Below are 21,515 nucleotides of genomic sequence, written 5' to 3'. Positions count from 1 at the left end.
GTGAGGGTCGTGACGGTGCTCATGCGTTGGCTCCGATGATCGAACCGATCCGGATCGAGTGGGTCTCGGGAATCTCGCTGTGCGCCAGCACCTTCAGGCGCGGGGCCGAACGCTTCAGCAGCCGGGCCATCGGCGCGCGGATCAGGTCGGGCACCAGCAGGCAGGCCGGCAGGCCCAGGTCCTCCTGGCGGCGCGCGGTGTCGGCGGCACGCTTGGTGATCGCCTCGGCGACGCCGGGGTCCAGCGCCGCGCCGTGCGGCGAGCTCAGGGCCTGCGTCACCAGGCGCTCGAGCTCGGGCTCCAGCGCGATGACGTCGAGTTCCTTCGTCGGGCCGTAGATCTGCTGGACGATCGCCGGCGCCAGGTGGGTGCGGATGCGGCGCACCAGCTCGCCCGGGTCGGTGACGGTGGCGGCGTGTTCGGCCAGGCACTCGATGATCGAGCGCATGTCGCGGATGTGCACGCCCTCCTCCAGCAAGAGCTGGAGCACCTTCTGCAGGGTGGCGATACCGACCATCTTGGGAACCACGTCCTCGATCAACTTCGGGGCCAGCTTGGTCACGTGCTCGACGAGTTGCTGCGTCTCGACGCGGCCCAGCAGGCGGGATGCATTCATTTGCATCAAGTGTGAAAGATGGGTCGCCACGACGGTCGCGCAATCAACGACCGTAAACCCGGCCATTTGGGCCATCTCGCGGTGGCGCTGCTCGATCCACACCGCGGGCAGGCCGAAGGCGGGGTCGGTGGTCTTGGTGCCGGGCAGCTGCTGCTGCGCGCCGCCGGGGTTGATGGCCAGCAGCTGGCCGGGGAAGGCCTCGCCTTCGCCGACCACGGCGCCGCGCAGCGTCACGCGGTAGACGCTGGGCTTCAACTCCAGGTTGTCGCGGATGTGCACCGGCGGCGGCAGGAAGCCCACGTCCTGGGCGAACTTCTTGCGCACGCCCTTGATGCGCGCCAGCAGGTCGCCCTGGCGCGCCTTGTCGACGAGCTGGATCAGCCGGTAGCCGACTTCCAGGCCCAGCGTGTCCACCGGCGTCAGGTCGTCCCAGCTCGCTTCGGCATTCGCCTGCGCGGGGTCGGCCGACTCCTTGCGTTCGGGCACCGCGGCGGCCCGTTTCTTCTGCCGGTGCAGCTGCCAGGCCAGCAGCGCCAGTGCGCCGCCGATCAGCAGGAACACGAGGTTCGGCATGCCCGGCACCAGGCCCAGCAGCAGCACGATGGCCGCGGCGACGCCCAGCGACTGCGGCGAGTCGAACACCTGGCCGCGGATCTGCGTGCCGATGTCCTGCTCCTTGCCGACACGCGAGATCACCATCGCCGAGGCCACCGACACCAGCAGGCCCGGGATCTGCGCGACGAGCGCGTCGCCGACGGCCAGCAGGATGTAGCTCTCGGCGGCCTGGCCGGCCGACAGGCCGTGCATCGCCATGCCGATGATCAGGCCGCCGACGATGTTGATGAACAGGATCAGCAGGCCGGCCATCGCGTCGCCGCGCACGTACTTGCTCGCGCCGTCCATCGAGCCGAAGAAGTCGGCCTCCTCGCCGACCTCGGCGCGGCGGCGGCGGGCCTCGGTCTCGTCGATCAGCCCGGCGTTGAGCTCGGCGTCGATCGCCATCTGCTTGCCCGGCATCGCGTCCAGCGTGAAACGCGCGCCGACCTCGGCGATGCGTTCGGCGCCCTTGGTGACGACGATGAAGTTGATGACGACGAGGATCGAGAAGACGATCAGGCCGACGGCGAAGTTGCCGCCGATCAGGAAGTGGCCGAAGGACTCGATCACCTTGCCGGCGGCGCCCGGGCCGTTGTGGCCCTCCATCAGCACGACGCGCGTGGAGGCGACGTTCAGCGACAGGCGCAGCAGCGTGGTGACCAGCAGCACCGACGGCAGCGCGGCGAAGTCCAGCGGCTTGACCATCTGCGCGGCGACCATCATCACCACCAGCGCGATCGCGATGTTGAAGGTGAACAGCAGGTCCAGCACGAACGGCGGCAGCGGCAGCACCATCATCGACAGCATCAGCACCACGAACAGCGGCAGCATCAGCATCTTCGCCGCGGCGGCGTTGGGCCCCAGCAGCGCGTTGAGTCGTTGCATCAGCGCGTTCACGGTTCACGTCTCCTGGCGGCGGCAGCGCCTTCGGCGGGGTCCAGACCCGGCGGCACGGCGATGGCCGGCGCGGGGGCGTCGAGCGGGCGGCCGGCGGCCATCGCGGCGCGCAGCTGGTAGACCCAGGCCAGCACCTGCGCGACGGCGCCGAACAGCGCGGCGGGGATCTCCTGGTCGACCTCGGCGTGGCGGTACAGCGCACGCGCCAGCGGCGGCGCCTCCAGCACCGGCACCTTGGCCGCCCTGGCGGCGTCGCGGATGCGGAACGCCAGCATGTCGGTGCCCTTGGCGACGACACGCGGCGCGGCCATCGTCGCCTCGTCGTACTTGAGCGCCACCGCGTAGTGGGTCGGGTTCATCACGACCAGGTCGGCACCGGGCACGGCGGCGATCATCTGGCGCCGCGCCATCTCGCGCATCTTGGCCTTGATCTTGCCCTTGACCTGAGGGTTGCCCTCGGTCTGCTTGTGCTCCTGCTTGGCCTCCTCGAAGCTCATGCGCAGGCGGCGCAGCAGCATGAAGCGCTGCAGCGGCACGTCCACGAGCGCGAACAGGCCCAGCGCGATCAGCATCAGCACCATGCCGCCCTGCAGCAGCGAGCCGGTCTCCGCCAGCGCGGTGGGCAGCGGCATCGACACCAGCGAGGTGAACTCGGGCAGCTGGGCCTTGAAGTACAGCGCGCCGATGATGCCCAGGATCAGCGCCAGCAGGCAGGCCTTGAGGGTGTTGGTGAGCTGCTGGGGCTGGAACAGGTTGCCCAGGCCCTGGATCGGGTTGAGCTTGCTGAACGTGGGGTGCAGCGGCTTGAAGGTCATGTTCCAGCCGCCGGACAGCACGGCCGAGCCGCCGGCGACGACGGCGATCGCGACGCCCAGCGGCAGCACGACGACGAGCATGTCCAGACCCGAGCCGGCCAGGCGCTCGACCATCGAGCCGGTGTGGTCGACGGCCTTGGAATCGAAGCGCAGGCCGGCCTCGAGCAGCCGGCGCAGCCATTCGGTCAGGCGCGGCGCGAACGCGATCAGCAGCGCCAGACCGGTGCCCAGCGCCGCGAGGTGGCCCAGGTCACGCGAACGCGCGACCTGGCCTTCCTTGCGGGCCTTGCTGATCTTGCGCTGTGATGCGGGTAGGCGGCGGTCTTGTGCGTCGTCGGCCATGGCGATATCGACTCTGGAGGGAGCCTCGCCATGGTGCCGGCGCCAGCGCCGGACTTGAGCCCGATAAGCGGGTCAAAAGACCCGGTGTTCCGCAGCGCCCGTGCTCAACGTACCGAAGCGGCGGCGCCGCAGCGCCCCCCGCGGGGACAGACCGCCGCAGGCGGTCAGGGGGCTGAGCCCGGACGAGACCCGTCCTGAGGACTGTTCTCGCCTGGCGAAGAGCTGGCCGTCCCGGCCAGCGCGCCCTGCAAGCGCGGCGTTGGCAAACGGCCGCCAGGCGGCCGGGGGCTCAAAACCCCAGGCTCGCGAGCAGGTCGTCGACCTCGCCCTGGTTGGTGACCACGTCGGTGCGGCCCTCGGGGCTGACGACCGGGCCGTGCAGCACGTTCGGGTCGACCTTCTCGCGCTGCTCCGGCGGCACCACCGAGACCAGCAGCTTGAGCAGGCTGTCCTCGAGCTCGTTGGCCAGCGACACGACCTTGGCCACCACCTGGCCGGTGAGGTCGTGGAAGTCCTGCGCCATCATGATGTCGGTGAGCTGCTCGTCGATCTTGGCCGTCGAGTGCTCGACGTCCTGGACGAAGTTGAGCACCGCGCCGGAGGCCACGGCGCGCACCGGGTCGGCGACGATGCGCGCGGCGATCTGGCGCGTCGCCTCGGAGATCTTGGCGTGCTCGGCCTTCGCATGGTCGACCGAGTTCAGCACCTTGTTGGCGGCGTCGGCGGTCTTGGTGGCGATGTAGTTCAGCCGGCTGCGCGCGTCGGGCAGGCCGTCGGCGGCGATCTGCAGCTGCGGCATCACGCCCAGCTGCTGCATCGTGTCGTGCAGCAGCCGCGTGATCGAGCCGAGCTGCTGGAACACCTCGGGCGACACGGTCAGCGGGTCGGCCGGGTTGAACGAGGTCAGGTCTTCCATCTTCATGTCGTGTCCTGCCCTCAGGCGGTGGTGGCGAGCTTCTGCAGGATCTTCTGGACCTTCTCCTCCAGCGTCGCCTTGGTGAACGGCTTGACGATGTAGCCGGCCGCGCCGCTCTGGGCCGCCAGCACGATGTCTTCCTTGCGTGCCTCGGCAGTCACCATCAGCACCGGGATGTGCTTGAGCGAGCCCTCGGCCTTGATGGCTTTCAGCAGATCGAAGCCGTTCATGTTGGGCATGTTGATGTCGGAGACGACGAAGTCGTACTTCGAAGCACGCAACATGTTCAGCGCGACGGCGCCGTCTTCGGCTTCGTCGGCGTTGTTGCAGCCCATCTCCTTGAGCAGGCCGCGGACGATGCGACGCATGGTCGAAAAGTCGTCGACGATGAGGAATTTCAGGTCGGAAGGGTTCATGGCAGACCTTGGATAGACGGCTTCGAGGTTTATCGGCTGCCCGCGGTCGGACTTGAGTCGGTCGCGGGCGACGCGGGCTCGACGTTGACGGGGGCGTCGTCGCCGACCGCCTCCACGGCGTCGGGCTCGGTGCGGAAGAAACGGTCCTCCGCTTCGCGGTTCATGACGATGATGCTGATGCGCCGGTTGGTCGGCGCCAGCGGATCCTGGCGATCGAAGGGCTGGCTGGAGGCCAGGCCCTGCACGCGCAGCATGCGGTCGTCGGGCAGGCCGCCTTCGACGAGCACGCGGCGCGAGGCGTTGGCGCGGTCGGCCGACAGTTCCCAGTTGCTGTAGCCGCGCTCGCCGCCGGCGTAGGGCATGGAGTCGGTATGGCCTTCGAGCGTCAGGCGGTTGGGCACCTCGCCGAGCACCGATCCGATCTCCTGCAGCAGCTCGCGCATGTAGGGCTGCACGGTGGCGCTGCCGCTGGCGAACATCGGCCGGTTCTGCTCGTCGACGATCTGGATGCGCAGGCCGTCGCGTGTCATGTCCAGGCGCAGCTGCGAGCGCATCGCCTGCAGCCGCTTGTTGGCCTGGATCTTCTCCTCGATGCGGCGCTTGAGGTCCTGCAGCCGCACGATCTCGGCGCGCACCTGCTCCTGCTTGAGCGCCTGCAGGTTGACGGTGGCGCGCGGCGCCTCGATGTCGCCGCGCTTGACCTGGCCGTTGGTGCGCGTGAGGTCCTGGCCGCCGCCCTTGAGCACGTGCGAGGCGTCGCCGGCACCCGTGCCGGCAGAGTTCAGCGCCACCTTCAGCGGCGAGGTGAAATAGTCGGCGATGCCCTTGCGGTCGCCTTCGGTCGTGCTGCCCAGCAGCCACATCAGCAGGAAGAAGGCCATCATCGCCGTGACGAAGTCGGCATAGGCGATCTTCCAGGCGCCGCCATGGACGGCATGGCCGCCCTTCTTGACGCGCTTGATGATGATGGGTTGAAGCTTCTTCGCGTCGCCGGCCATGTCAGTGGGCCCCCAAGCTCGCTGCGCTCGCTACCCCCCGAGGGGGCCGCCCGCCGGCGGACCGGCAGAGCCGGATCCGCGGCGGTGGCTTGGTCGCGGCTACCGCCCGCCCCACGGTATCGAACACTCGCGGAACACGACCGCCCAATGTGCACCCCGAAGCCACTGCGCTCCAGCAGGCAGTGCCGAAGGCGATGCGAAGGGAAGTCACTTCTTGCCTTTCACGTGGCTCTCGAGCTCGGTGAAGCTGGGGCGCTCGGTGGAGTACAGGACCTTGCGGCCGAACTCGATCGCGACCTGCGGGGCGTAGCCCTGCATGCTGGCCAGCAGCGTGGTCTTGATGCACTGCAGCTCCTTCGTGGCCTCGTCGACCTTCTGCTCCAGCAGGCCGGCCAGCGGCTCGGCGAAGGCGTAGGCCAGCAGGATGCCGAGGAAGGTGCCCACGAGCGCCGAGCCGATCATGCCGCCCAGCACCGCCGGGGGCTGGCCCACCGAGCCCATGGTGTTCACGACGCCCAGCACCGCCGCGACGATGCCGAAGGCCGGCAGCGCGCCGGCCAGACGCTGGATCGCGGCCACCGCCGCGTGCTCCTCGTGATGGTGGGTCTCGATCTCGCTGTCCATCAGCGACTCGATCTCGTGCGCGTTCAGGTTGCCCGACACCATCATGCGCAGGTAGTCGGTGACGAACTCCGAGACGTGGTGGTCGTTGCCCACCGTCGCGTACTTCTGGAACAGCGGCGAGTTGTGCGGGTCCTCGACGTCCTTCTCGATGGACATCAGGCCCTCCTTGCGGGCCTTCTGCAGGATGTCGTAGAGCAGCGCCATCAGGTCCATGTAGCGCGCCTTGGTGTACTTGCTGCCCTTGAAGCACTTGCCCAGGCCGCGCATCGTCGCCTTCAGCACCTTGGGCTGGTTGTTGGCCAGGAAGGCACCCGCAGCGGCACCTCCGATCGTCGCCATCTCGAACGGCAGCGCCTTCAGGATCACGCCGATGTTGCCGCCGTGCACGATGAACACGCCGAACACGCACACGAGCACGATGACCCAGCCGATGATGACGAACATGGTGTTGCGCTTGACCTCGAGCAAGCCCCAACGTGACCGACACGCGGGGTACTTGGCGTGTTATCGGCGCCGTCTCCCGGTGTTTGAGGGCGAATTACCGCTTGTGCCAATCCGATAGGCCCAGACCGGCCGCCCACCGGGCCTGCCGGCACGGGCCTGCGGCTCGCGCCCGGGGACCGGAAACTCCAGGCTGACGAGCCAGCTGCCGGGCGCCATCTCGGCGTCGGCCTTGGCCGCGACGCGGTCCATGCTCTCGGGCCGCTGGAAGACGTAGACCAGGTCCACTGCGGCCCAGGAGCCGGCCCACAGGTCGCCGCGGCGCACGGCGGCGAAGCGGCAGCGCCGCGCGGCCAGCCAGGCCAGCGGCGCGCTCCACTCGACGCCCTCGAAGCGGGCATCGGGCCACAGTCGCCGCAGCGCGGCCAGGCCGTGACCCAGGCCGCAGCCGGCGTCGAGCACACGCGCGCCGGGCGGCAGGGCGATGGCGTCCTGCAGCCCCTGCAGCGCACCGGCCGGCGTCGGGAAGAACGGCGCGTCGCGCCAGGCCTTCAGCGGATAGGCCAGTGCCAGCGGCACCGCGGCGGCCAGCCAGGCCCAGCCGGGCAGGCCCGGAAGCGCCCCCAGCGCCAGCGCCGACAACGGGAAACCCGCGCCGGCGAGCAGCCGGCGCCAGAGGCCGCGCGCCGTGGCCGCCACCGCCGCCCCGACGGCCAAAGCGGCGACGAAGGCCGGGCCCGCGCCCAACCCTGCGGCCAGCGCAGCGGCGAACGCACCCCAGGCCAGCAGCCAGGCGGCGACGGCCGGCAGCGGCCAGGGCAGTCGCGGAGCGAAGGGGGTGGACATGCAGCCAGTGTGCGACGCCGGCGGCGCGGGCAAGCGCCGGAGAAACGGGGCGATGCCGGCCCAGAAAAGAAAAGCGGCGGATCCCGTCGGGACCCGCCGCCTGAATGCACAGGAGTCTGTGCCAGGAGGAGACAAACGCTATGGAGCCGGATGAAACACCTATCGTCCTGGCACGCGCCGGCTCAAGCACCGCCGCCGTGACGGAATGCCTCAATGCGCCAGTTCACCCTCGCCGTGGCAGCCGGCGAGCTGCAGGCCGCCGGCCTTGCCCTTGCCGGCACGCGCCGGCGGGTTGCACAGGCCGCAGACGTAATGGCGCGCGATCTCGTGCGGGTGGGTGACGTAGTGGCCGCCGCACTTGCTGCAGGCGGTCATCGTCAGCATGCCGTTGTCGACGAACTTCACCAGGCGCCAGGCACGCGTCACCGACAGCAGCGGCTCCAGCCCCTGGGACTGCATCTGCTCCAGGTACAGCTGGTAGGCCTTGATGACGATGTCGATCTCGTCGAGCACCGCGGCCTTGTTCAGGTACTCGTGGATGTTCAGGAACAGGCTCGAATGGATGTTCGGCTGCCAGGTCATGAACCAGTCGGTGGAGAACGGCAGCTGACCCTTGCTCGGGCTCTTGCCCGAGACTTCCTTGTACAGGCGCAGCAGGCGCTCGTAGCTCAGGTCGGTCTCGCTTTCCAGCACCTGCAGCCGCGCGCCGAGGTTGATCAGCGTGACCGCGCGCTCGATCTGCTTGGCTTCGGTCAGGATGCTCTTGTTGCGGGCCATGGTGGAAGTCTCCGATGTCTTGATCAAGTTGTTGCACGGATCCGGCTCCGCCGGTCCGTCGCAACGCGCCCCCTCGGGGGGCAGCGACCGGGAGGGAGCTTGGGGGCTCTATTTCAGGCCGCTTCTTGATGGCGCCCGGCCATCAGGATGGAAGCGTGCAGGCGGGAGACGCCGTCGTTGGCCGAGCTCTTGCCGTGGCTGGTCAGCAGGCTCCAGACGATGTCGTCGTCCATGCGGAAGCGGCACAGCAGCGTGTTGCCGCCGGCGATCTTCATCATCTGCGCCGGGGTCAGCGTGGCGATCAGCATCGCGGTCTCTTCGCTGACGCCCAGGCGGTACAGGGCCTGTTCGCGGTCGGTGCGGATGAGGCTCTGGGCCAGCATCAGGTACGAGAGGTTGGCTTCGCGGATTTCGGCAAGGATCTGGTCGGCGGTCATCTCGGGGCTCCTGTGTGTCGGTGGGCGACTGGTGTGATACGAACTGTATGGATCGGAGAAGGACCGCAACATCGGGCCACTTCCGTGGCTTGAGTCCCGGTTTTTCTACGGGGCGTGTCAGGCAAATTCCTACAAGCCCGTGGCGTGTCGTCCGGCGCCCGACACCGCCGCGACCCTCGGCAAGGCCCCCGCGCGAGCCCGGATCCCTTGCGCGACAGGCACTTGGCGGCGCCGGCGCGGCCGGGCGATCGGCGGCGAACTGCCGGCCTTTAGCGGCCCATTTCCAGCCACTGTCATCCAGCCCCGCTGCCTAGACTGCCGCCATCGCCGGTGGATGCCGCGCGCCGTCACCCGGTGCGTGCCGCCGGCCAGGAGCCAGGATGGACACCCTCATCGTCGGCGCCGGTTTCGCCGGCGCGGTCAGCGCCCGCGAACTCGCCGAAGCCGGCGAGCGCGTGCTCGTGATCGACAAACGTCCCCACGTGGGCGGCAACGCCTACGACCGGCCCGACGCGGCAGGCGTGCTGGTGCACGCTTACGGCCCGCACATCTTTCACACCAACAGCCAGGCGGTGTTCGACTGGCTGTCGCGTTTCACGGCCTGGCGCCCCTACGAGCACCGCGTGCTCGCCGTGCCCGACGCCGCGAGCGGCCGCGCCTATCCGCTGCCGATCAACCGCACGACGATCAACACGCTCTACGGCCTGGACCTCGACGAGGCCGGCGTCGCCGCGTTCCTGGAGCGCGTGCGCGAGCCGCGCGAGCCGATCCGCAGCAGCGAAGACGTGGTGCTGAACTCGGTCGGTCGCGACCTGTGCGAACGTTTCTTCCGCGGCTACACGCGCAAGCAGTGGGGGCTGGACCTGAGCGAGCTCGCCGCCGGCGTGGCCGCCCGCATCCCGACGCGCACCCACGACGACGACCGCTACTTCAGCGACCGCTTCCAGGCCATGCCCGCCGAGGGCTACACGCGCATGTTCGAGCGCATGCTCGACCATCCGAACATCGAGCTGCGCACCGGCGTCGAGTACGCCCTGGTCGCCGGCACGGACCGCCGCCGCACCGTCTTCACCGGCCCGATCGACGAGTACTACGGACGGCGTTTCGGCGCCCTGCCCTACCGCAGCCTGCGTTTCGAGCACGAGCACCTGGCCGACACGCCGCAGCTGCAGCCGGTGGGCACGGTCAACTACCCCAACGACCATGCCTGGACACGCATCACCGAGTTCAAGCACCTGACCGGGCAGCAGCATCCGGGCAGCTCGGTCGTGCGCGAGATCCCGCAGGGCATGGACGCTCCCGGCGCCGAGCCCTACTACCCGATCCCCAACCCCGCCAACGAAGCGCTCTACCGGCGCTACGAGGCGCTGGCCGCGGCCGAGACCGAGGTCTTCTTCCTCGGCCGGCTGGCGCAGTACCGCTACTACAACATGGACCAGGTGGTCGGCGCGGCGCTCGCGCTCGCACGGCGTCTGGCCGAAGGCGGGTCCGCCCGCAGTACCGCCGCCTGAACGGCTCCCGCCCCACCGATCCTCCCGAGGCTACGCACGATGAACACCATGACGCCCACCGAACGCGCGGTCCGCGAGGTCCGCCAGGCCGCCTTCGAACTCAACGCCACCGACCAGAAGCAGGCCCTGCGCATGCTCCAGGAGGCCCTGAAGCTGCAGCCCGGCCACGCCGACCTGCTGGGCGACCTGGCGGCGCTGCACCTGCAGTGCGGCCGTCATGCGCAGTGCATCCAGGCGGCGAGCGCCGCGCTGGCGGCCAATCCGCTGCACGACGACAGCGCCTTCGCGCTCGCGCTGTCGCTGGACGCGACCGGCGAGACCGCGCGCGCCCACGACCTGTTCCTCGAGCTGACCGAGGGCACGCGCGCCGAGCGCTTCGCCAGCCAGCCCGAACTGGTGGAGCTGTGCCGCGCCAAGCTCCAGCAGGGCCTGGACCCGGCCGCCGCGCCGGCGGCCGTGGCGGCCCCGGTGGCCGCGCCGGCTCCGGCCGCCGCCGCGCCCAGCGGCATCTACGCGCCGATGATCGTGCGCCCCGACTCGATGGGCCGCCTGCTCGAGGAGACCGAAGGCATCCGCGCGCTGACGCTGGACTGCTTCGACACCATCCTGTGGCGCCACACCGACCACCCGTCGGACGTCTTCTACGACCTGCAGCACCGTCCCGCGTTCAAGGCCGCGGGCATCGACGCGGTCGCGCGCCAGAAGGCCGACGTCTGCGCGCGCCAGCTGCAGCTGGTGCGCACCGGCCGCACCGAGGTCACGCTCGAGCAGATCCACCAGGCCGCGCGTCCGGGGCTGAGCCGCGAGATGCTGCACTGGCTGGCCGAGGACGAACTCGCCGCCGAGATGCAGGCCTGCCGCGCCCATCCGTCGGCGGTGCGCCTGCTGCGTGATGCGCAGCGCCGCCGCCTGCCGGTGACCATCGTCAGCGACACCTACTTCGACTCCGCACGGCTGCGCCGGCTGCTGCAGCACACGCTGCCGGCCGACGCCTACGCCGCCATCGGCAACGTCGTCGTCTCCTCGGAGAACGGGGTGTCCAAGCAGCAGGGGCTGTTCCGCATCGCCGGGCTGCACGCGCACGGCAACACGCCCGCCTCGCTGCACCTGGGCGACAACAAGGCCGCCGACTTCGAGGCGCCGCGTTCGCTCGGCCTGTCGGCCACGCACCTGCTGCACGAGCACGACGTGGCGCTGCAACGCCGGCGCATGGCCGTGACGGCGGTCTCGCTGCTCGACGGCAGCGCGCGCCACTCGCGTGCCGTCTACATGCCCTACCACCCGGTGCACGCCACCCACGGCAGCGTTGCCGAGTCGCCGCCGGCGGCCATCGGCCACGCGACGCTGGGCCCCATCCTGCACGCTTTCGCGTCCTGGCTGGAGCACGAAGGCGCAGCGCTCGCCGACGCACGCGACAAGGTCAAGCTCGTCTTCCTGATGCGCGACGCGCACCTGCCGCTGCAGACCTACCGCGCCATCAAGGGCCAGCTGCCCTCGTCTGCGGCCTTCATCAGCCGCTTCACCGCCTACGCGGCCAGCCTGCGCAGCCTGGAGGACATCGACCAGTACCTCGCGACCCGCGGCCCGAACCTGTCGCTGCCGATGCTGGCGCGCCAGCTGCTGCTGTCACCCGAACGCACCGCCGAGATCCTGGAACAGGCCGAGTACAGCCGCCAGCCGCTGAGCGCGTTCACGCGCGCGGTGCGCCAGCCGGTGGTCGTGGCCGAGATCGTCGCTGCGTCCACCCAGTTCCGCCACCGCCTGCGCCGCCACCTGGAGCGCGAGGCCGACATGAAACCCGGCGACACCATCGTCTTCGTCGACATCGGCGCCTCGGGCACGATCCAGCGCCTGCTCACGCCGATCATGGCCGAGGAGTGGAACGTCGAGGTCTACGGCCGCTACCTGCTGGCCATCGGCTCCGTCGACGATCGTTTCAAGGGCCTGATGGACGGCAGCTGGCTGGACAGCCGGGCGCTGAACCTGCTGCTCACCGGCACCGTGCTGCTGGAGACGCTGCTGTCGTGCGAAGGCGCGAGCACCGTGGGCTACGCCGAGGACGGCACGCCGGTCCTCGAGGACGACGGCGTGGAGATCGCGCAGCGCGCCACGGTCGACCGGATCCAGGCCGAATGCCTGCGTTTCGCCACCGACGCCGAAGCCTTCTTCCGCCGCTCGGGCGGCGTGCCGGCGGCGACGGTGCTGCGCGACGAGGCGATGGGCAGCCTCGCGCGCCTGACCTTCTTCCCCAACGCCACCGAGCTCGAGCTGCTGGCGCAGTTCCAGATCGACATCAACCTCGGCACGCGCGTCACGCGCCGGCTCTTCGACCTGGAAGGCGGCCTGGAAGGCCTGCGCCGCCACGGACTGCTGTACGTGGGCAGCCAGCACGGCGCCGGCCGCATGATCCTGCCGGCCGAGCTGCGCGCCGCGGGCCTGGAGCTGTCGCTGGCGATGATCACCGGCGTGCGCTTCGGCGTGCCGATCACGCACAACGGCTGGTCGATGCGCAAGGAGCCGCTGCTGGCCGCGCTGGTCAAGGGCGAACGCATGAAGTACGTGGAGATCGAGGCCAACCTCACCCACGACGGCTTCTTCGCCGGGATGATCCCGCTGCCCGACCCGCAGTGGAGCGTGGCGCTCGCCTTCGGCCGAAGCTGCGAATGGCTGCAGCTGCACAGCGCCGAGATCGTGCCGCTGGCCGGGGATCGCGAGATCGACGTCAAGCCGCTGCTGGTGCTCGAAGGCGCCAGCGAGCACGCCCCGGGCGTCATCGAGCTGGGCAACGCCGAGTCGCTGGTGATCCTGCCCTCGGGCGCCAGCCCGGTGGCCGGCAAGGCGGCGCTGCGCGTGGTCTTCCGGCCGCTGACCCGGCGCGACGCCGGCGAGGCCCCGGCCGACGCCTGAGCGGGCGGCGCGCCCGGCCTCGCGCACGACGCGGGGCCCGGGCTCGGCCGCGACCGTGTTCCCTCCCCCGCCGCCGCCGCCCACCGGGCGGCGTTTTCACGCGCCCATGGAAAAGGCCCCGCCGGCCGCTTGCCGCGGCGGGCGGGGCCCGGGTCGTGCGCGCCGGCCGCAGCGCGCGGCCGGCGTCGCAGGCCTCAGAAGAAGCCGTACTTCTCGGTCAGCGCATCGACCTCGATGCCCTGGGCGATGTCGATCAGCAGCCGCTTCTCGTTGCTGGCGTTGGACAGCGCGGTGGCGACCACCTGCTTCTCCACCTGGCGCGGGATGACGACGACGCCCTCGCTGTCGGCGAACACCAGGTCGCCGGGGTGCACCGTGATGCCCTGCATGCTGATCGGCCGGTTGATCGAGTCCAGCGTCGCGCGCTTGCGCACGTCCTGGCAGGTGTAGCCGGTGGCGAAGACCGGCAGGCCGACGTTGACGACGTCGGCGGAGTCGCGCGTCTGGCCGCCGACGATCGCGGCCACGGCACCGGCGCGCACCGCGAGGTTGGCGTTGAGCTCGCCGAAGTAGGCGTGCTGCGGCACCTCGTTCTCGACGACGATGATGTCGCCCGGCACGATGGTGCGGTACGAGTCCAGCGCCTTGTAGATGCCGCGGAAGTCCTCGCCCGGGCGCAGCGCGCGCAGCCTGAGCGTCTTGGCGCGGCCGACGACGCGGCTGTGCGGCATGTTCGGGCGCAGCCCCTTGACCACCTGGTGGCGCAGCCCGAGGTCGTCCAGGATGTCCGACAGCAGCGAGCTGTTCATCAGCGAGCGCAGGTTGGCCAGCAGCCGGCGGTCCTGTTCGCGGCGGCCGGCGGCGATGAGGTTGGCGAGCTCCATGTCCTCGGGCCAGTTGACGTCGATGGCCTCCAGCGGAGACGCGTCGAGCATCAGCGGCGCCTCGCCGATGCGGCGCTTCAGGCGCCGCGCGGCCTCGGCGCGCATCGCGTACAGCCCCATCGTCTCCATGACGGTGTCGGGCAGCGTGTTGCTGTTGGGGATGTGCTCGATGTCGTAGGCGGGGCGGCCGTCCTCCCAGCGGTACTGCTTGTCGCGGCGGACCAGCACCGCCGAGTCGTAGGAGGCGTCGGCGCGCAGCGTCGCCACGGCGCGCTCGAGCGTCTCCTCCGAGATGAACGGGCTGGTGCACAGCACCTGCACGACGATGTCGGCGTCGGTGTGCATGACCTCGTTGAGGAAGAGCTGGTTGCCGTCGGTGCGGTTGCTCGCCAGCTCCGGGTCGCGGCGCATGATGCTGCAGCCGCTGTCGCGGGCCAGCTCGATCATCTCCTCGGACTCGGTGTCGAGGAAGACCTCGTCGATGAAGCGGCAGCTCATCAGCTTCTCGAGCGTGTGCAGGAACAGCGGCTTGCCGTCGAGCAGGCGCAGGTTCTTGTTCTCGATGCGCTGGCTGCTGCCCTTGGCGGGAAGGAAGGCGGCGACTTTCATGCGTAGGCTCCCATGCGCTTGGACGCGGCCTCGGCCGCTTTGAGGTCCTGACCGGCGGCACCCAGCCAGCGCTGGATGCGGATCTCGACGCCGGCCGGGTGAAAGGACTCCAGGCCGGCCAGGTGGCGGGCAAGGTCCGCCGGGCGCTGGCACGCGGGCGAGTCCCCTCGGCCGTAGAGCACGTGGCGGAACAGGGCGGGCACGTAGCGCGCGGCCGCGGCGCGATGCGCCTCGTGGCCTTCGCGCCGCAGCGCACCCGCCAGCAGCGGCGCGAGTTCGCCGCCATGGTACTCGTAGGCGACGCCCTGGCCCGAGAGCTGGCTGCGCGACAGCAGCAGCACCGGCTTGCCTTCCAGCAGCGCCTCGTGCTGGACGGTCGTCGAGCCCATGAAGCACAGCAGGTCGGCGAGGTCGAACAGCGTCTTGATGTGCACGCGCTCGACGTGGCGCATGCGCGGATGGCGTGGCAGCCTGCAGTGCCCGCGGTCCAGCGGATGGTTCTGCACGACGAGGAAGGCCTCGGGCGGCAGCGCCTGCAGCAGCGCGTTCGCGGCGGCTTCGGCCGAGTCGAACCACGGGGAGGCGAAACGCGCGCCCGGCAGCGTGCGCGGCAGCCAGTTGGCCGCCGACGCCGACAGCGCCAGCACCACCACCGGCGCCTGCGCCGGGATGCCGAGCTGCGCGCGCAGCTCGGCGCCCGCGCAGCGGCTGGCCGCGGCGTAGCGCGCGAAATCGCGCTGGGCGTAGTGCTCGCGCACGGCGTCGAAGGCCGCGCCGTCCTCGGGACAGGCGGCCAGCATCGAGCGCAGCGCGGTGCACAGCGCGACGTCGGCCTGGGCGCCGACCTCGCGCGACTCGAGCATCATGGTCTCGGCGAACACGCCGCGCTCGATGCCGTAGCAGGGGATCGCACGCGCGAGGCTGGCCAGCTGCAGCAGCCGCCCCTGGGGCACGGTGGGGTTCCACACCGACACGGTGTCGGGCTCGAGCTCGTCGAGCAGGCGGCCGAAGAAACGCTGGGCCGCGGCGACCGAGGCGCGGTGCTGGCGCGGGCTGCGCGGGTGATGCGTCCAGGCCTGCTCGGCGTCGGACAGCGCCTCGGGCAGCAGGCCGGTGCCGGCATCGCCGTCGCCCGGCGCCATGCGGCGGTAGCCGTCCAGCGTGTACGAGGTCTCGATGAAGGGCAGCGCGTCGGCGCCCTGCACCGGGCTGTAGGTCGGCAGCACGATCAGGCGCTGGTCCAGCGCCTGGAGATCGGCTTCCAGCTCACGCAGGAAACCGTCGACGAAGGCGTCGCCGCGCAGATAGCACGAGACCAGGTGCAGACCGCTCATCGTTGACCTCCATCACGGACAGGGAGTGCCGGCAGCGCCTGCGGCGGCAGGCCGTCGCGCCAGCGCACGACCATGCGCTCGAACAGCGCCGCCAGCTCGCCGGTGAAACGCTCGTTGTCGAACAGCGCGAGCTCCAGGCGCTTCTCGTCGAGATGCGCGCGCGCCCGCGCGAGGTCGCCCGGCACGGTGGCCAGGTGCACCGCCAGCTCCTCGTAGGCTTGCTCGGAGTCCACCGCCAGCTCGGGCAGGCCGACGGCGGCCAGCAGGCTGGCGGCGACCCGCGCCGAGAAGCTGCGGCCGATCTGCGTGAGCACCGGCAGGCCCATCCACAGCGCGTCCGAGCAGGTCGTGTGCGCGCCGTAGGGGAAGGTGTCGAGGAACAGGTCGGCCTGCGGCAGGCGCGCCAGGTGTTCGCTCGGCGTGACGAAGGGGGCGAAGATCAGGCGCGCGGGGTCCAGCCCGCGCTCGGCGGCGCGCTCGCGCAGCGCGGCCTGGATCTCCTCCTGCGGCACGAGCAGCCACAGCACGCTGCCGGGAACCCGTTCGAGGATGCGGCACCAGCGCGAGAACACCGGCTCGGTGATCTTGTAGCTCTGGTTGAAGCAGGCGAAGACGAAGGCGTCCCCGGGCAGGCCGGCCTGCTCGCGCGTCGACGCGTCGGGATGTTCGCGCAGCGGGTCGGTCGGCTCGTAGCACACCGGCAGCTGGGCGATGTGCTCGGTGAAGTCCTCGGCATGCTCGAGCGGCGTGAGGATCGGGTCGCCGACGATGTAGTCGACGAAACGCGCGCCCAGCGTGCTCGGGTAGGCCAGCCACAGCGTCTGCACCGGCGCGGGCCGCAGCGCGAAGACGCCGATGCGGGTGTTGCCGGTGTAGCCGCTCATGTCCACGAGCAGCGCGATGCCGTCGTCATGGATCGCCTGCGCCTGCTCGGTGGCGCCCATCTCGGTGCAGTCGACGAAGCGGTCGGCGGCGGCGATCATGCGCTCGCGCAGCGCCGAGCCGTCGTCGGCGCCGTGCGAATAGAGCACGACCTCGAAACGATCGCGCGGCAGCTGCTCCAGCGTGCGCACCGCCAGCATGCTGGTGGCGTGGGTGCGGAAGTCGGCCGAGACGAAGCCGACGCGGATGCGGCCCGCGGCCACCGCCTCGGCCGCACGCGGCCAGGCGGAGCAGGCGCCGCGGCCGGCGCCCGAGATCACCAGGCGCTCGATACGGGCGGCCTCGATCTCCGCGGCGGCGCGGTGCAGCCCGGCGTCGTCGTTCATCGACAGCAGGCAGAACGGGCTGAACGAGGTGGTCTTCGTCGGGTCGGTCTGCAGCGCCAGCGCCTGCGACAGGCGTTGCTGGTCCTCGGGGCCCTGCGTCCAGTCGCAGGCCCAGGCCGCGTAGTGGGCGGCGTAGACGGCGGCGCCGAAGTGCGCCGGCTCGAGGATGGCGATGGTGCGGAAGCACTCGGCCGCGTCGCCGTAGCGGCGCAGGTTGGCGAGCGCGAAACCGAGCTGCTGGTAGGCCTCCAGGTCGGCGGGCTTTTCCTGCAGCACCTGCAGGAAGGCGAGCGCGGCCTCCTGCCACTCCTGCGCCGCCATCAGCAGCGAGCCGCGCAGCAGCCAGTGACGCGCGTTGCGCGGCACGCTCTCGTCGAGCGCGTCCAGCGCCTGCAGCGCCTCGGCACCGCGGTTGTTGGTGCGCAGCAGTTCGACCAGCAGGTGGCAGGCGGTCGTGTCGCCGGTGTCCAGCGCGAAGGCGCGGCGCGCCGCGTCGATCGCCTCCGGGTATCGGAACAGCTTGCGCCGCACGCTGGCCAGGTTGAGCCAGTACAGCGGCACGCCCGGCGAAGCGCGCACCGCGCGCTCCAGGCAGGCCACGGCCTCCACCAGGCGGCCCTGGCGCGCGAGCGCGACGCCCTGATTCCACTGCTGGTGCGCCGCCGGGCTGCCACGCTGCGGCACGTTGCGCGCGGGCGGTTGCTGTCGGATCGGGGCGGAGAGGACTGGGGACATGGCGGCTCCGGATGGACGCGGGCGACCTGGCGCGAAGACCGGCCAGGCTGTGGCGCCGACTTTAGGCAGCAGGCCCGCGGCACGAAGCGCGCAACAGCACCCGGAATCCCGTGCATTACGCCGCACCGGGCCGCACCGCCGACGATCCCGGCGTGATAGCGGCTCTCGAAAAGTCCTCAAGTTCGCGCCGTGCCGCTCCGATACCAGCCTCAACGGAATCGACGAATCAAGGTTCCGTGGTCCGGTTGGCCGGCCGATGCCCGAGGAAGCACGTCAGAGCGACTTCCGGGGCTCCACGGTTGACTAGCGCGGGCGAGCCGGGTGTCCGAGGGCGAGAGTCCGAAGGCTCCGGCAGGCAACGGGATGACACGACACGCCGAGAGGCGACCGTGGCACTCCGGTGTATGCCGGCGCTCTCGCCGGGAACTTGGATCGAAAACTGACTGGAGTCATCACATGGCATCGACCATCAACACGAACATCAACTCGCTGACGGCGCAGCGCAACCTGGCGTCCTCCCAGTCCTCGCTGGCGACGTCGATGCAGCGCCTGTCCTCGGGCCTGCGCGTCAACAGCGCCAAGGACGACGCCGCCGGTCTGGCGATCGCCGAACGCATGAACGCCCAGGTGCGCGGCATGAACGTCGCCACCCGCAACGCCAACGACGGCATCTCGCTGGCGCAAACGGCCGAAGGCGCGCTGGGCAAGGTGGGCGACGCGCTGCAGCGCATGCGTGAACTCGCGGTGCAGGCGCGCAACGCGTCCAACTCCGACGACGACAAGGATTCGCTGGACAAGGAATTCGGCGAACTCGCCAAGGAAATCCAGCGCGTGCTCGGCGGCACCACCTTCAACGGCAAGCACATCCTCGGCTCGCAGGCCGGTTCGCTGACCTTCCAGGTGGGCGCCAACACGACCGACGACGACGTCATCGACATCGTCACGACCGACATGACGGCCGACACGACGATCACCTCGGTGGCCGGCACCTACGGCAGCGTCGACACCACCCGCGCCAAGATCGACTCGAGTGCGTCGGCCGACGACATCAAGACGGTCATCGACGCGCTGGACGACGCGATCGACACGGTGAACACGCAGCGCGCCACGATGGGTGCCTCGCAGAGCCGCTTCGACGCCGTGATCTCCAACCTGCAGACCTCGATCGAGAACCAGTCGGCCGCCCGCAGCCGCATCATGGACGCCGACTTCGCGACCGAGACGTCGAACCTCAGCCGCGCGCAGATCCTGCAGCAGGCCGGCAACGCGATGGTCGCCCAGGCCAACCAGCTGCCCCAGCAGGTCCTGTCGCTGCTGCGCTGACCGGCCCGCCGGCGCCCCGGGCGCCGCAGTGCCAACGCCGCCTTCGGGCGGCGTTTTTGCTTGTGTGCCGCGGATTCGCCGGGATCAGGCCGGCAAACACCCCGCTATTCCGGCTTTCCGCTTCTTCAAGCGCGATCACCCGGACACCGATACCCCGGACAGGCACTTCGCCCGTCCCGCCAGGTTCCCCACAGTCGACCGGCCGGGCCTCTTCATCCGACAAGGAGCCGACATGGCCTCGACCATCAACACGAACCTCGCCTCGATGAATGCGCAGCGCAACCTCGCGACGTCGCAGTCCTCGCTGGCCACCTCGATGCAGCGCCTGTCCTCGGGCCTGCGCGTCAACAGCGCCAAGGACGACGCCGCCGGTCTGGCGATCGCCGAACGCATGAACGCCCAGGTGCGCGGCATGAACGTCGCCACCCGCAACGCCAACGACGGCATCTCGCTGGCGCAGACCGCCGAAGGCGCGCTGGGCAAGGTGGGCGACGCGCTGCAGCGCATGCGTGAACTCGCGGTGCAGGCGCGCAACGCGTCCAACTCCGACGACGACAAGGATTCGCTGGACAAGGAGTTCGGCGAACTCGCCAAGGAAATCCAGCGTGTTCTCGGCGGCACCACCTTCAACGGCAAGCACATCCTCGGCTCGCAGGCCGGATCGCTGACCTTCCAGGTGGGCGCCAACACGACCGACGACGACGTCATCGACGTCGTCACGGCCGACATGACGACCGACACGACGATCACCTCGGTGGCCGGCACCTACGGCAGCGTCGACACCACCCGCGCCAAGATCGACTCGTCGGCCAGCACCGACGACATCAAGGTCGTCATCGACGCGATCGACGACGCGATCGACAAGGTGAACACCGAGCGCGCCACGATGGGCGCCTCGCAGAGCCGCTTCGACGCCGTGATCTCCAACCTGCAGACCTCGATCGAGAACCAGTCGGCCGCCCGCAGCCGCATCATGGACGCCGACTTCGCGACCGAAACGTCGAACCTCAGCCGCGCGCAGATCCTGCAACAGGCCGGCAACGCGATGGTCGCCCAGGCCAACCAGCTGCCCCAGCAGGTCCTGTCGCTGCTGCGCTGACGCCCCCCGCGGGGCACGCGCCCCGCACGCCTTTCGCCGCGACCCCGGCCGGGCCCTGCCCGCCGGGGTCGCGCCGTTTGCGGCGTCGAACTGGGGCGGCAATCCGCCTCATTTCGACCGATCAAGGCCCTCAAGGATTCCGACAATCCATCCATGTCCCGCCGCATCCACGTGCGACGGACGCCCCGGATTCACGGTCGGTGCGATGGCGCCGAAGCCATCGACACTTGAGGAGCACTCGACATGCCGCAGACCATCAACACGAACCTGGCTTCGCTCAACGCGCAGCGCAATCTCTCCGCGTCGCAGTCGTCGCTGATGACCTCGATGCAGCGCCTGTCCTCGGGCCTGCGCGTCAACAGCGCCAAGGACGACGCCGCCGGCCTGGCGATCGCCGAGCGCATGAACGCCCAGGTTCGCGGCATGAACGTCGCGATGCGCAACGCCAACGACGGCATCTCGATGGCGCAGACCGCCGAAGGCGCGCTGGGCAAGGTCGGCGACGCGCTGCAGCGCATGCGTGAACTCGCGGTGCAGGCGCGCAACGCCTCGAACTCCGACGACGACAAGGAGTCGCTGGACAAGGAGTTCGGCGAGCTGGCCAAGGAAATCCAGCGCGTGCTCGGCGGCACCACCTTCAACGGCAAGCACATCCTCGGCTCCGAGGCGTCGTCGCTGACCTTCCAGGTCGGCGCCAACACCACCGAAGACGACACGATCGTGCTGACGACCTCGGACCTGACCGGCGCCGCCGAGGTCACGACGATCGCCGGCACCTACGGCAACGTCGAGGCCACCCGCGCGCGCATCGGCTCGTCGACCTCGGTCGGCGACATCGCCGCCGTCATCAACGGCATCGACGACGCGATCGACAAGATCAACTCCGAGCGCGCGACGCTGGGCGCGGCGCAGAGCCGGTTCGATGCCGTCATCTCCAACCTGATGATCTCGTCGGAGAACCAGTCGGCCGCCCGCAGCCGCATCATGGACGCCGACTTCGCCGCCGAGACCGCGAACCTGAGCCGCGCGCAGATCCTGCAGCAGGCCGGCAACGCGATGGTCGCCCAGGCCAACCAGCAGCCGCAGCAGGTGCTGCGCCTGCTCCAGGGCTGAACCCGCGCCG

The 21,515-nt window shown here is 70.2% G+C and carries 17 protein-coding genes; 5 read left to right on the top strand and 12 right to left on the bottom strand.

The genetic code is table 11. From position 1 onward, the window contains the following. Positions 1-19: 19 nt before the first annotated feature. The 9 genes from flhA to flhD all read right to left on the bottom strand — a co-directional run bounded on the left by flhA (position 20) and on the right by flhD (position 8,722). Entirely contained in the window at positions 20-2,098 is a 2,079-nt protein-coding gene (gene flhA, locus EV684_RS15375; RefSeq protein WP_165908505.1) for a flagellar biosynthesis protein FlhA, read from the bottom strand. An 8-nt stretch (positions 2,099-2,106) separates the two neighbouring features. After that, positions 2,107-3,267 (bottom strand): flagellar biosynthesis protein FlhB, encoded by a 1,161-nt coding sequence (gene flhB, locus EV684_RS15370; protein ID WP_132648165.1) that lies wholly within the window; start codon positions 3,265-3,267, stop codon positions 2,107-2,109. A 289-nt stretch (positions 3,268-3,556) separates the two neighbouring features. Beyond that, complete coding sequence (locus tag EV684_RS15365) at positions 3,557-4,189, bottom strand: protein phosphatase CheZ (RefSeq protein ID WP_132648164.1); 633 nt, start codon at positions 4,187-4,189, stop codon at positions 3,557-3,559. Between the two features lie 14 nt (positions 4,190-4,203). Continuing rightward, positions 4,204-4,599 carry a chemotaxis response regulator CheY gene (gene cheY / locus EV684_RS15360; protein WP_132648163.1) on the bottom strand — a complete coding sequence of 132 codons (396 nt, stop codon included), beginning with the start codon at positions 4,597-4,599 and terminating at the stop codon, positions 4,204-4,206. Positions 4,600-4,628: 29 nt separating this feature from the next. Further along, positions 4,629-5,597 (bottom strand): flagellar motor protein MotB, encoded by a 969-nt coding sequence (gene motB, locus EV684_RS15355; protein WP_132648162.1) that lies wholly within the window; start codon positions 5,595-5,597, stop codon positions 4,629-4,631. 207 nt (positions 5,598-5,804) lie between these two features. Then, complete coding sequence (gene motA / locus EV684_RS15350) at positions 5,805-6,665, bottom strand: flagellar motor stator protein MotA (RefSeq protein ID WP_132648161.1); 861 nt, start codon at positions 6,663-6,665, stop codon at positions 5,805-5,807. A 60-nt stretch (positions 6,666-6,725) separates the two neighbouring features. Next, on the bottom strand, positions 6,726-7,508 hold the full coding sequence (locus tag EV684_RS15345) for a class I SAM-dependent methyltransferase (RefSeq protein WP_132648160.1): 783 nt from the start codon (positions 7,506-7,508) through the stop codon (positions 6,726-6,728). 210 nt (positions 7,509-7,718) lie between these two features. After that, a complete protein-coding gene (gene flhC, locus EV684_RS15340; RefSeq protein ID WP_132648159.1) occupies positions 7,719-8,285 on the bottom strand; it encodes a flagellar transcriptional regulator FlhC in 567 nt (188 codons plus the stop codon). 113 nt (positions 8,286-8,398) lie between these two features. After that, positions 8,399-8,722 (bottom strand): flagellar transcriptional regulator FlhD, encoded by a 324-nt coding sequence (gene flhD / locus EV684_RS15335; RefSeq protein WP_014427908.1) that lies wholly within the window; start codon positions 8,720-8,722, stop codon positions 8,399-8,401. A 380-nt stretch (positions 8,723-9,102) separates the two neighbouring features. Here flhD and glf point away from each other — a divergent pair, with 380 nt between their 5' ends. Together glf and EV684_RS15325 are read left to right on the top strand one after the other, a co-directional pair. After that, positions 9,103-10,233, top strand: coding sequence for a UDP-galactopyranose mutase (gene glf / locus EV684_RS15330; RefSeq protein WP_132648158.1), 1,131 nt, complete (start codon positions 9,103-9,105; stop codon positions 10,231-10,233). A gap of 39 nt (positions 10,234-10,272) precedes the next feature. Next, a complete protein-coding gene (locus tag EV684_RS15325; protein WP_132648157.1) occupies positions 10,273-13,140 on the top strand; it encodes an HAD family hydrolase in 2,868 nt (955 codons plus the stop codon). 194 nt (positions 13,141-13,334) lie between these two features. Here the strand turns inward: EV684_RS15325 and EV684_RS15320 are convergent, their stop codons facing one another. From EV684_RS15320 to EV684_RS15310, 3 genes are read right to left on the bottom strand one after another with little or no spacing between them, the layout of a single operon-like run. Beyond that, the gene (locus EV684_RS15320) at positions 13,335-14,633 is read right to left on the bottom strand and encodes an RraA family protein (protein ID WP_132648156.1); all 1,299 of its coding nucleotides are present in this window, start codon (positions 14,631-14,633) and stop codon (positions 13,335-13,337) included. Continuing rightward, positions 14,630-15,967, bottom strand: a complete 1,338-nt coding sequence (locus EV684_RS15315; protein ID WP_132648155.1) for a hypothetical protein — start codon at positions 15,965-15,967, stop codon at positions 14,630-14,632. Before EV684_RS15315 ends, EV684_RS15320 begins: the two co-directional genes overlap by 4 nt. Further along, positions 15,964-17,970 (bottom strand): O-linked N-acetylglucosamine transferase, SPINDLY family protein, encoded by a 2,007-nt coding sequence (locus EV684_RS15310; RefSeq protein ID WP_132648154.1) that lies wholly within the window; start codon positions 17,968-17,970, stop codon positions 15,964-15,966. Before EV684_RS15310 ends, EV684_RS15315 begins: the two co-directional genes overlap by 4 nt. A 456-nt stretch (positions 17,971-18,426) precedes the next feature. On the opposite strand from EV684_RS15310, the gene EV684_RS15305 reads away from it, so the two are divergent. The 3 genes from EV684_RS15305 (at position 18,427) to EV684_RS15295 (ending at position 21,505) form a co-directional block, all read left to right on the top strand. Further along, complete coding sequence (locus EV684_RS15305) at positions 18,427-19,293, top strand: flagellin domain-containing protein (protein WP_132648153.1); 867 nt, start codon at positions 18,427-18,429, stop codon at positions 19,291-19,293. A 232-nt stretch (positions 19,294-19,525) separates the two neighbouring features. Next, positions 19,526-20,392 (top strand): flagellin domain-containing protein, encoded by an 867-nt coding sequence (locus EV684_RS15300; protein WP_132648152.1) that lies wholly within the window; start codon positions 19,526-19,528, stop codon positions 20,390-20,392. A 243-nt stretch (positions 20,393-20,635) separates the two neighbouring features. Continuing rightward, positions 20,636-21,505, top strand: a complete 870-nt coding sequence (locus EV684_RS15295) for a flagellin N-terminal helical domain-containing protein (RefSeq protein WP_132648151.1) — start codon at positions 20,636-20,638, stop codon at positions 21,503-21,505. Positions 21,506-21,515 lie beyond the last annotated feature (10 nt).

The sequence above is a fragment of the Rubrivivax gelatinosus genome (genome assembly GCF_004340905.1).
GTDB classification, from domain to species: Bacteria; Pseudomonadota; Gammaproteobacteria; order Burkholderiales; family Burkholderiaceae_C; genus Rubrivivax; species Rubrivivax gelatinosus.
This window is presented reverse-complemented; position numbering and strand designations above follow the sequence as displayed.

Bases quoted from the DNA above. Each gene is read 5' to 3' on its own strand.
- flhA (WP_165908505.1), bottom strand. From the start codon at position 2,098: ATGCAACGACTCAACGCGCTGCTGGGGCCCAACGCCGCCGCGGCGAAG.
- flhB (WP_132648165.1), bottom strand. From the start codon at position 3,267: ATGGCCGACGACGCACAAGACCGCCGCCTACCCGCATCACAGCGCAAG.
- EV684_RS15365 (WP_132648164.1), bottom strand. From the start codon at position 4,189: ATGAAGATGGAAGACCTGACCTCGTTCAACCCGGCCGACCCGCTGACC.
- cheY (WP_132648163.1), bottom strand. From the start codon at position 4,599: ATGAACCCTTCCGACCTGAAATTCCTCATCGTCGACGACTTTTCGACC.
- motB (WP_132648162.1), bottom strand. From the start codon at position 5,597: ATGGCCGGCGACGCGAAGAAGCTTCAACCCATCATCATCAAGCGCGTC.
- motA (WP_132648161.1), bottom strand. From the start codon at position 6,665: ATGTTCGTCATCATCGGCTGGGTCATCGTGCTCGTGTGCGTGTTCGGC.
- EV684_RS15345 (WP_132648160.1), bottom strand. From the start codon at position 7,508: ATGTCCACCCCCTTCGCTCCGCGACTGCCCTGGCCGCTGCCGGCCGTC.
- flhC (WP_132648159.1), bottom strand. From the start codon at position 8,285: ATGGCCCGCAACAAGAGCATCCTGACCGAAGCCAAGCAGATCGAGCGC.
- flhD (WP_014427908.1), bottom strand. From the start codon at position 8,722: ATGACCGCCGACCAGATCCTTGCCGAAATCCGCGAAGCCAACCTCTCG.
- glf (WP_132648158.1), top strand. From the start codon at position 9,103: ATGGACACCCTCATCGTCGGCGCCGGTTTCGCCGGCGCGGTCAGCGCC.
- EV684_RS15325 (WP_132648157.1), top strand. From the start codon at position 10,273: ATGAACACCATGACGCCCACCGAACGCGCGGTCCGCGAGGTCCGCCAG.
- EV684_RS15320 (WP_132648156.1), bottom strand. From the start codon at position 14,633: ATGAAAGTCGCCGCCTTCCTTCCCGCCAAGGGCAGCAGCCAGCGCATC.
- EV684_RS15315 (WP_132648155.1), bottom strand. From the start codon at position 15,967: ATGAGCGGTCTGCACCTGGTCTCGTGCTATCTGCGCGGCGACGCCTTC.
- EV684_RS15310 (WP_132648154.1), bottom strand. From the start codon at position 17,970: ATGTCCCCAGTCCTCTCCGCCCCGATCCGACAGCAACCGCCCGCGCGC.
- EV684_RS15305 (WP_132648153.1), top strand. From the start codon at position 18,427: ATGGCATCGACCATCAACACGAACATCAACTCGCTGACGGCGCAGCGC.
- EV684_RS15300 (WP_132648152.1), top strand. From the start codon at position 19,526: ATGGCCTCGACCATCAACACGAACCTCGCCTCGATGAATGCGCAGCGC.
- EV684_RS15295 (WP_132648151.1), top strand. From the start codon at position 20,636: ATGCCGCAGACCATCAACACGAACCTGGCTTCGCTCAACGCGCAGCGC.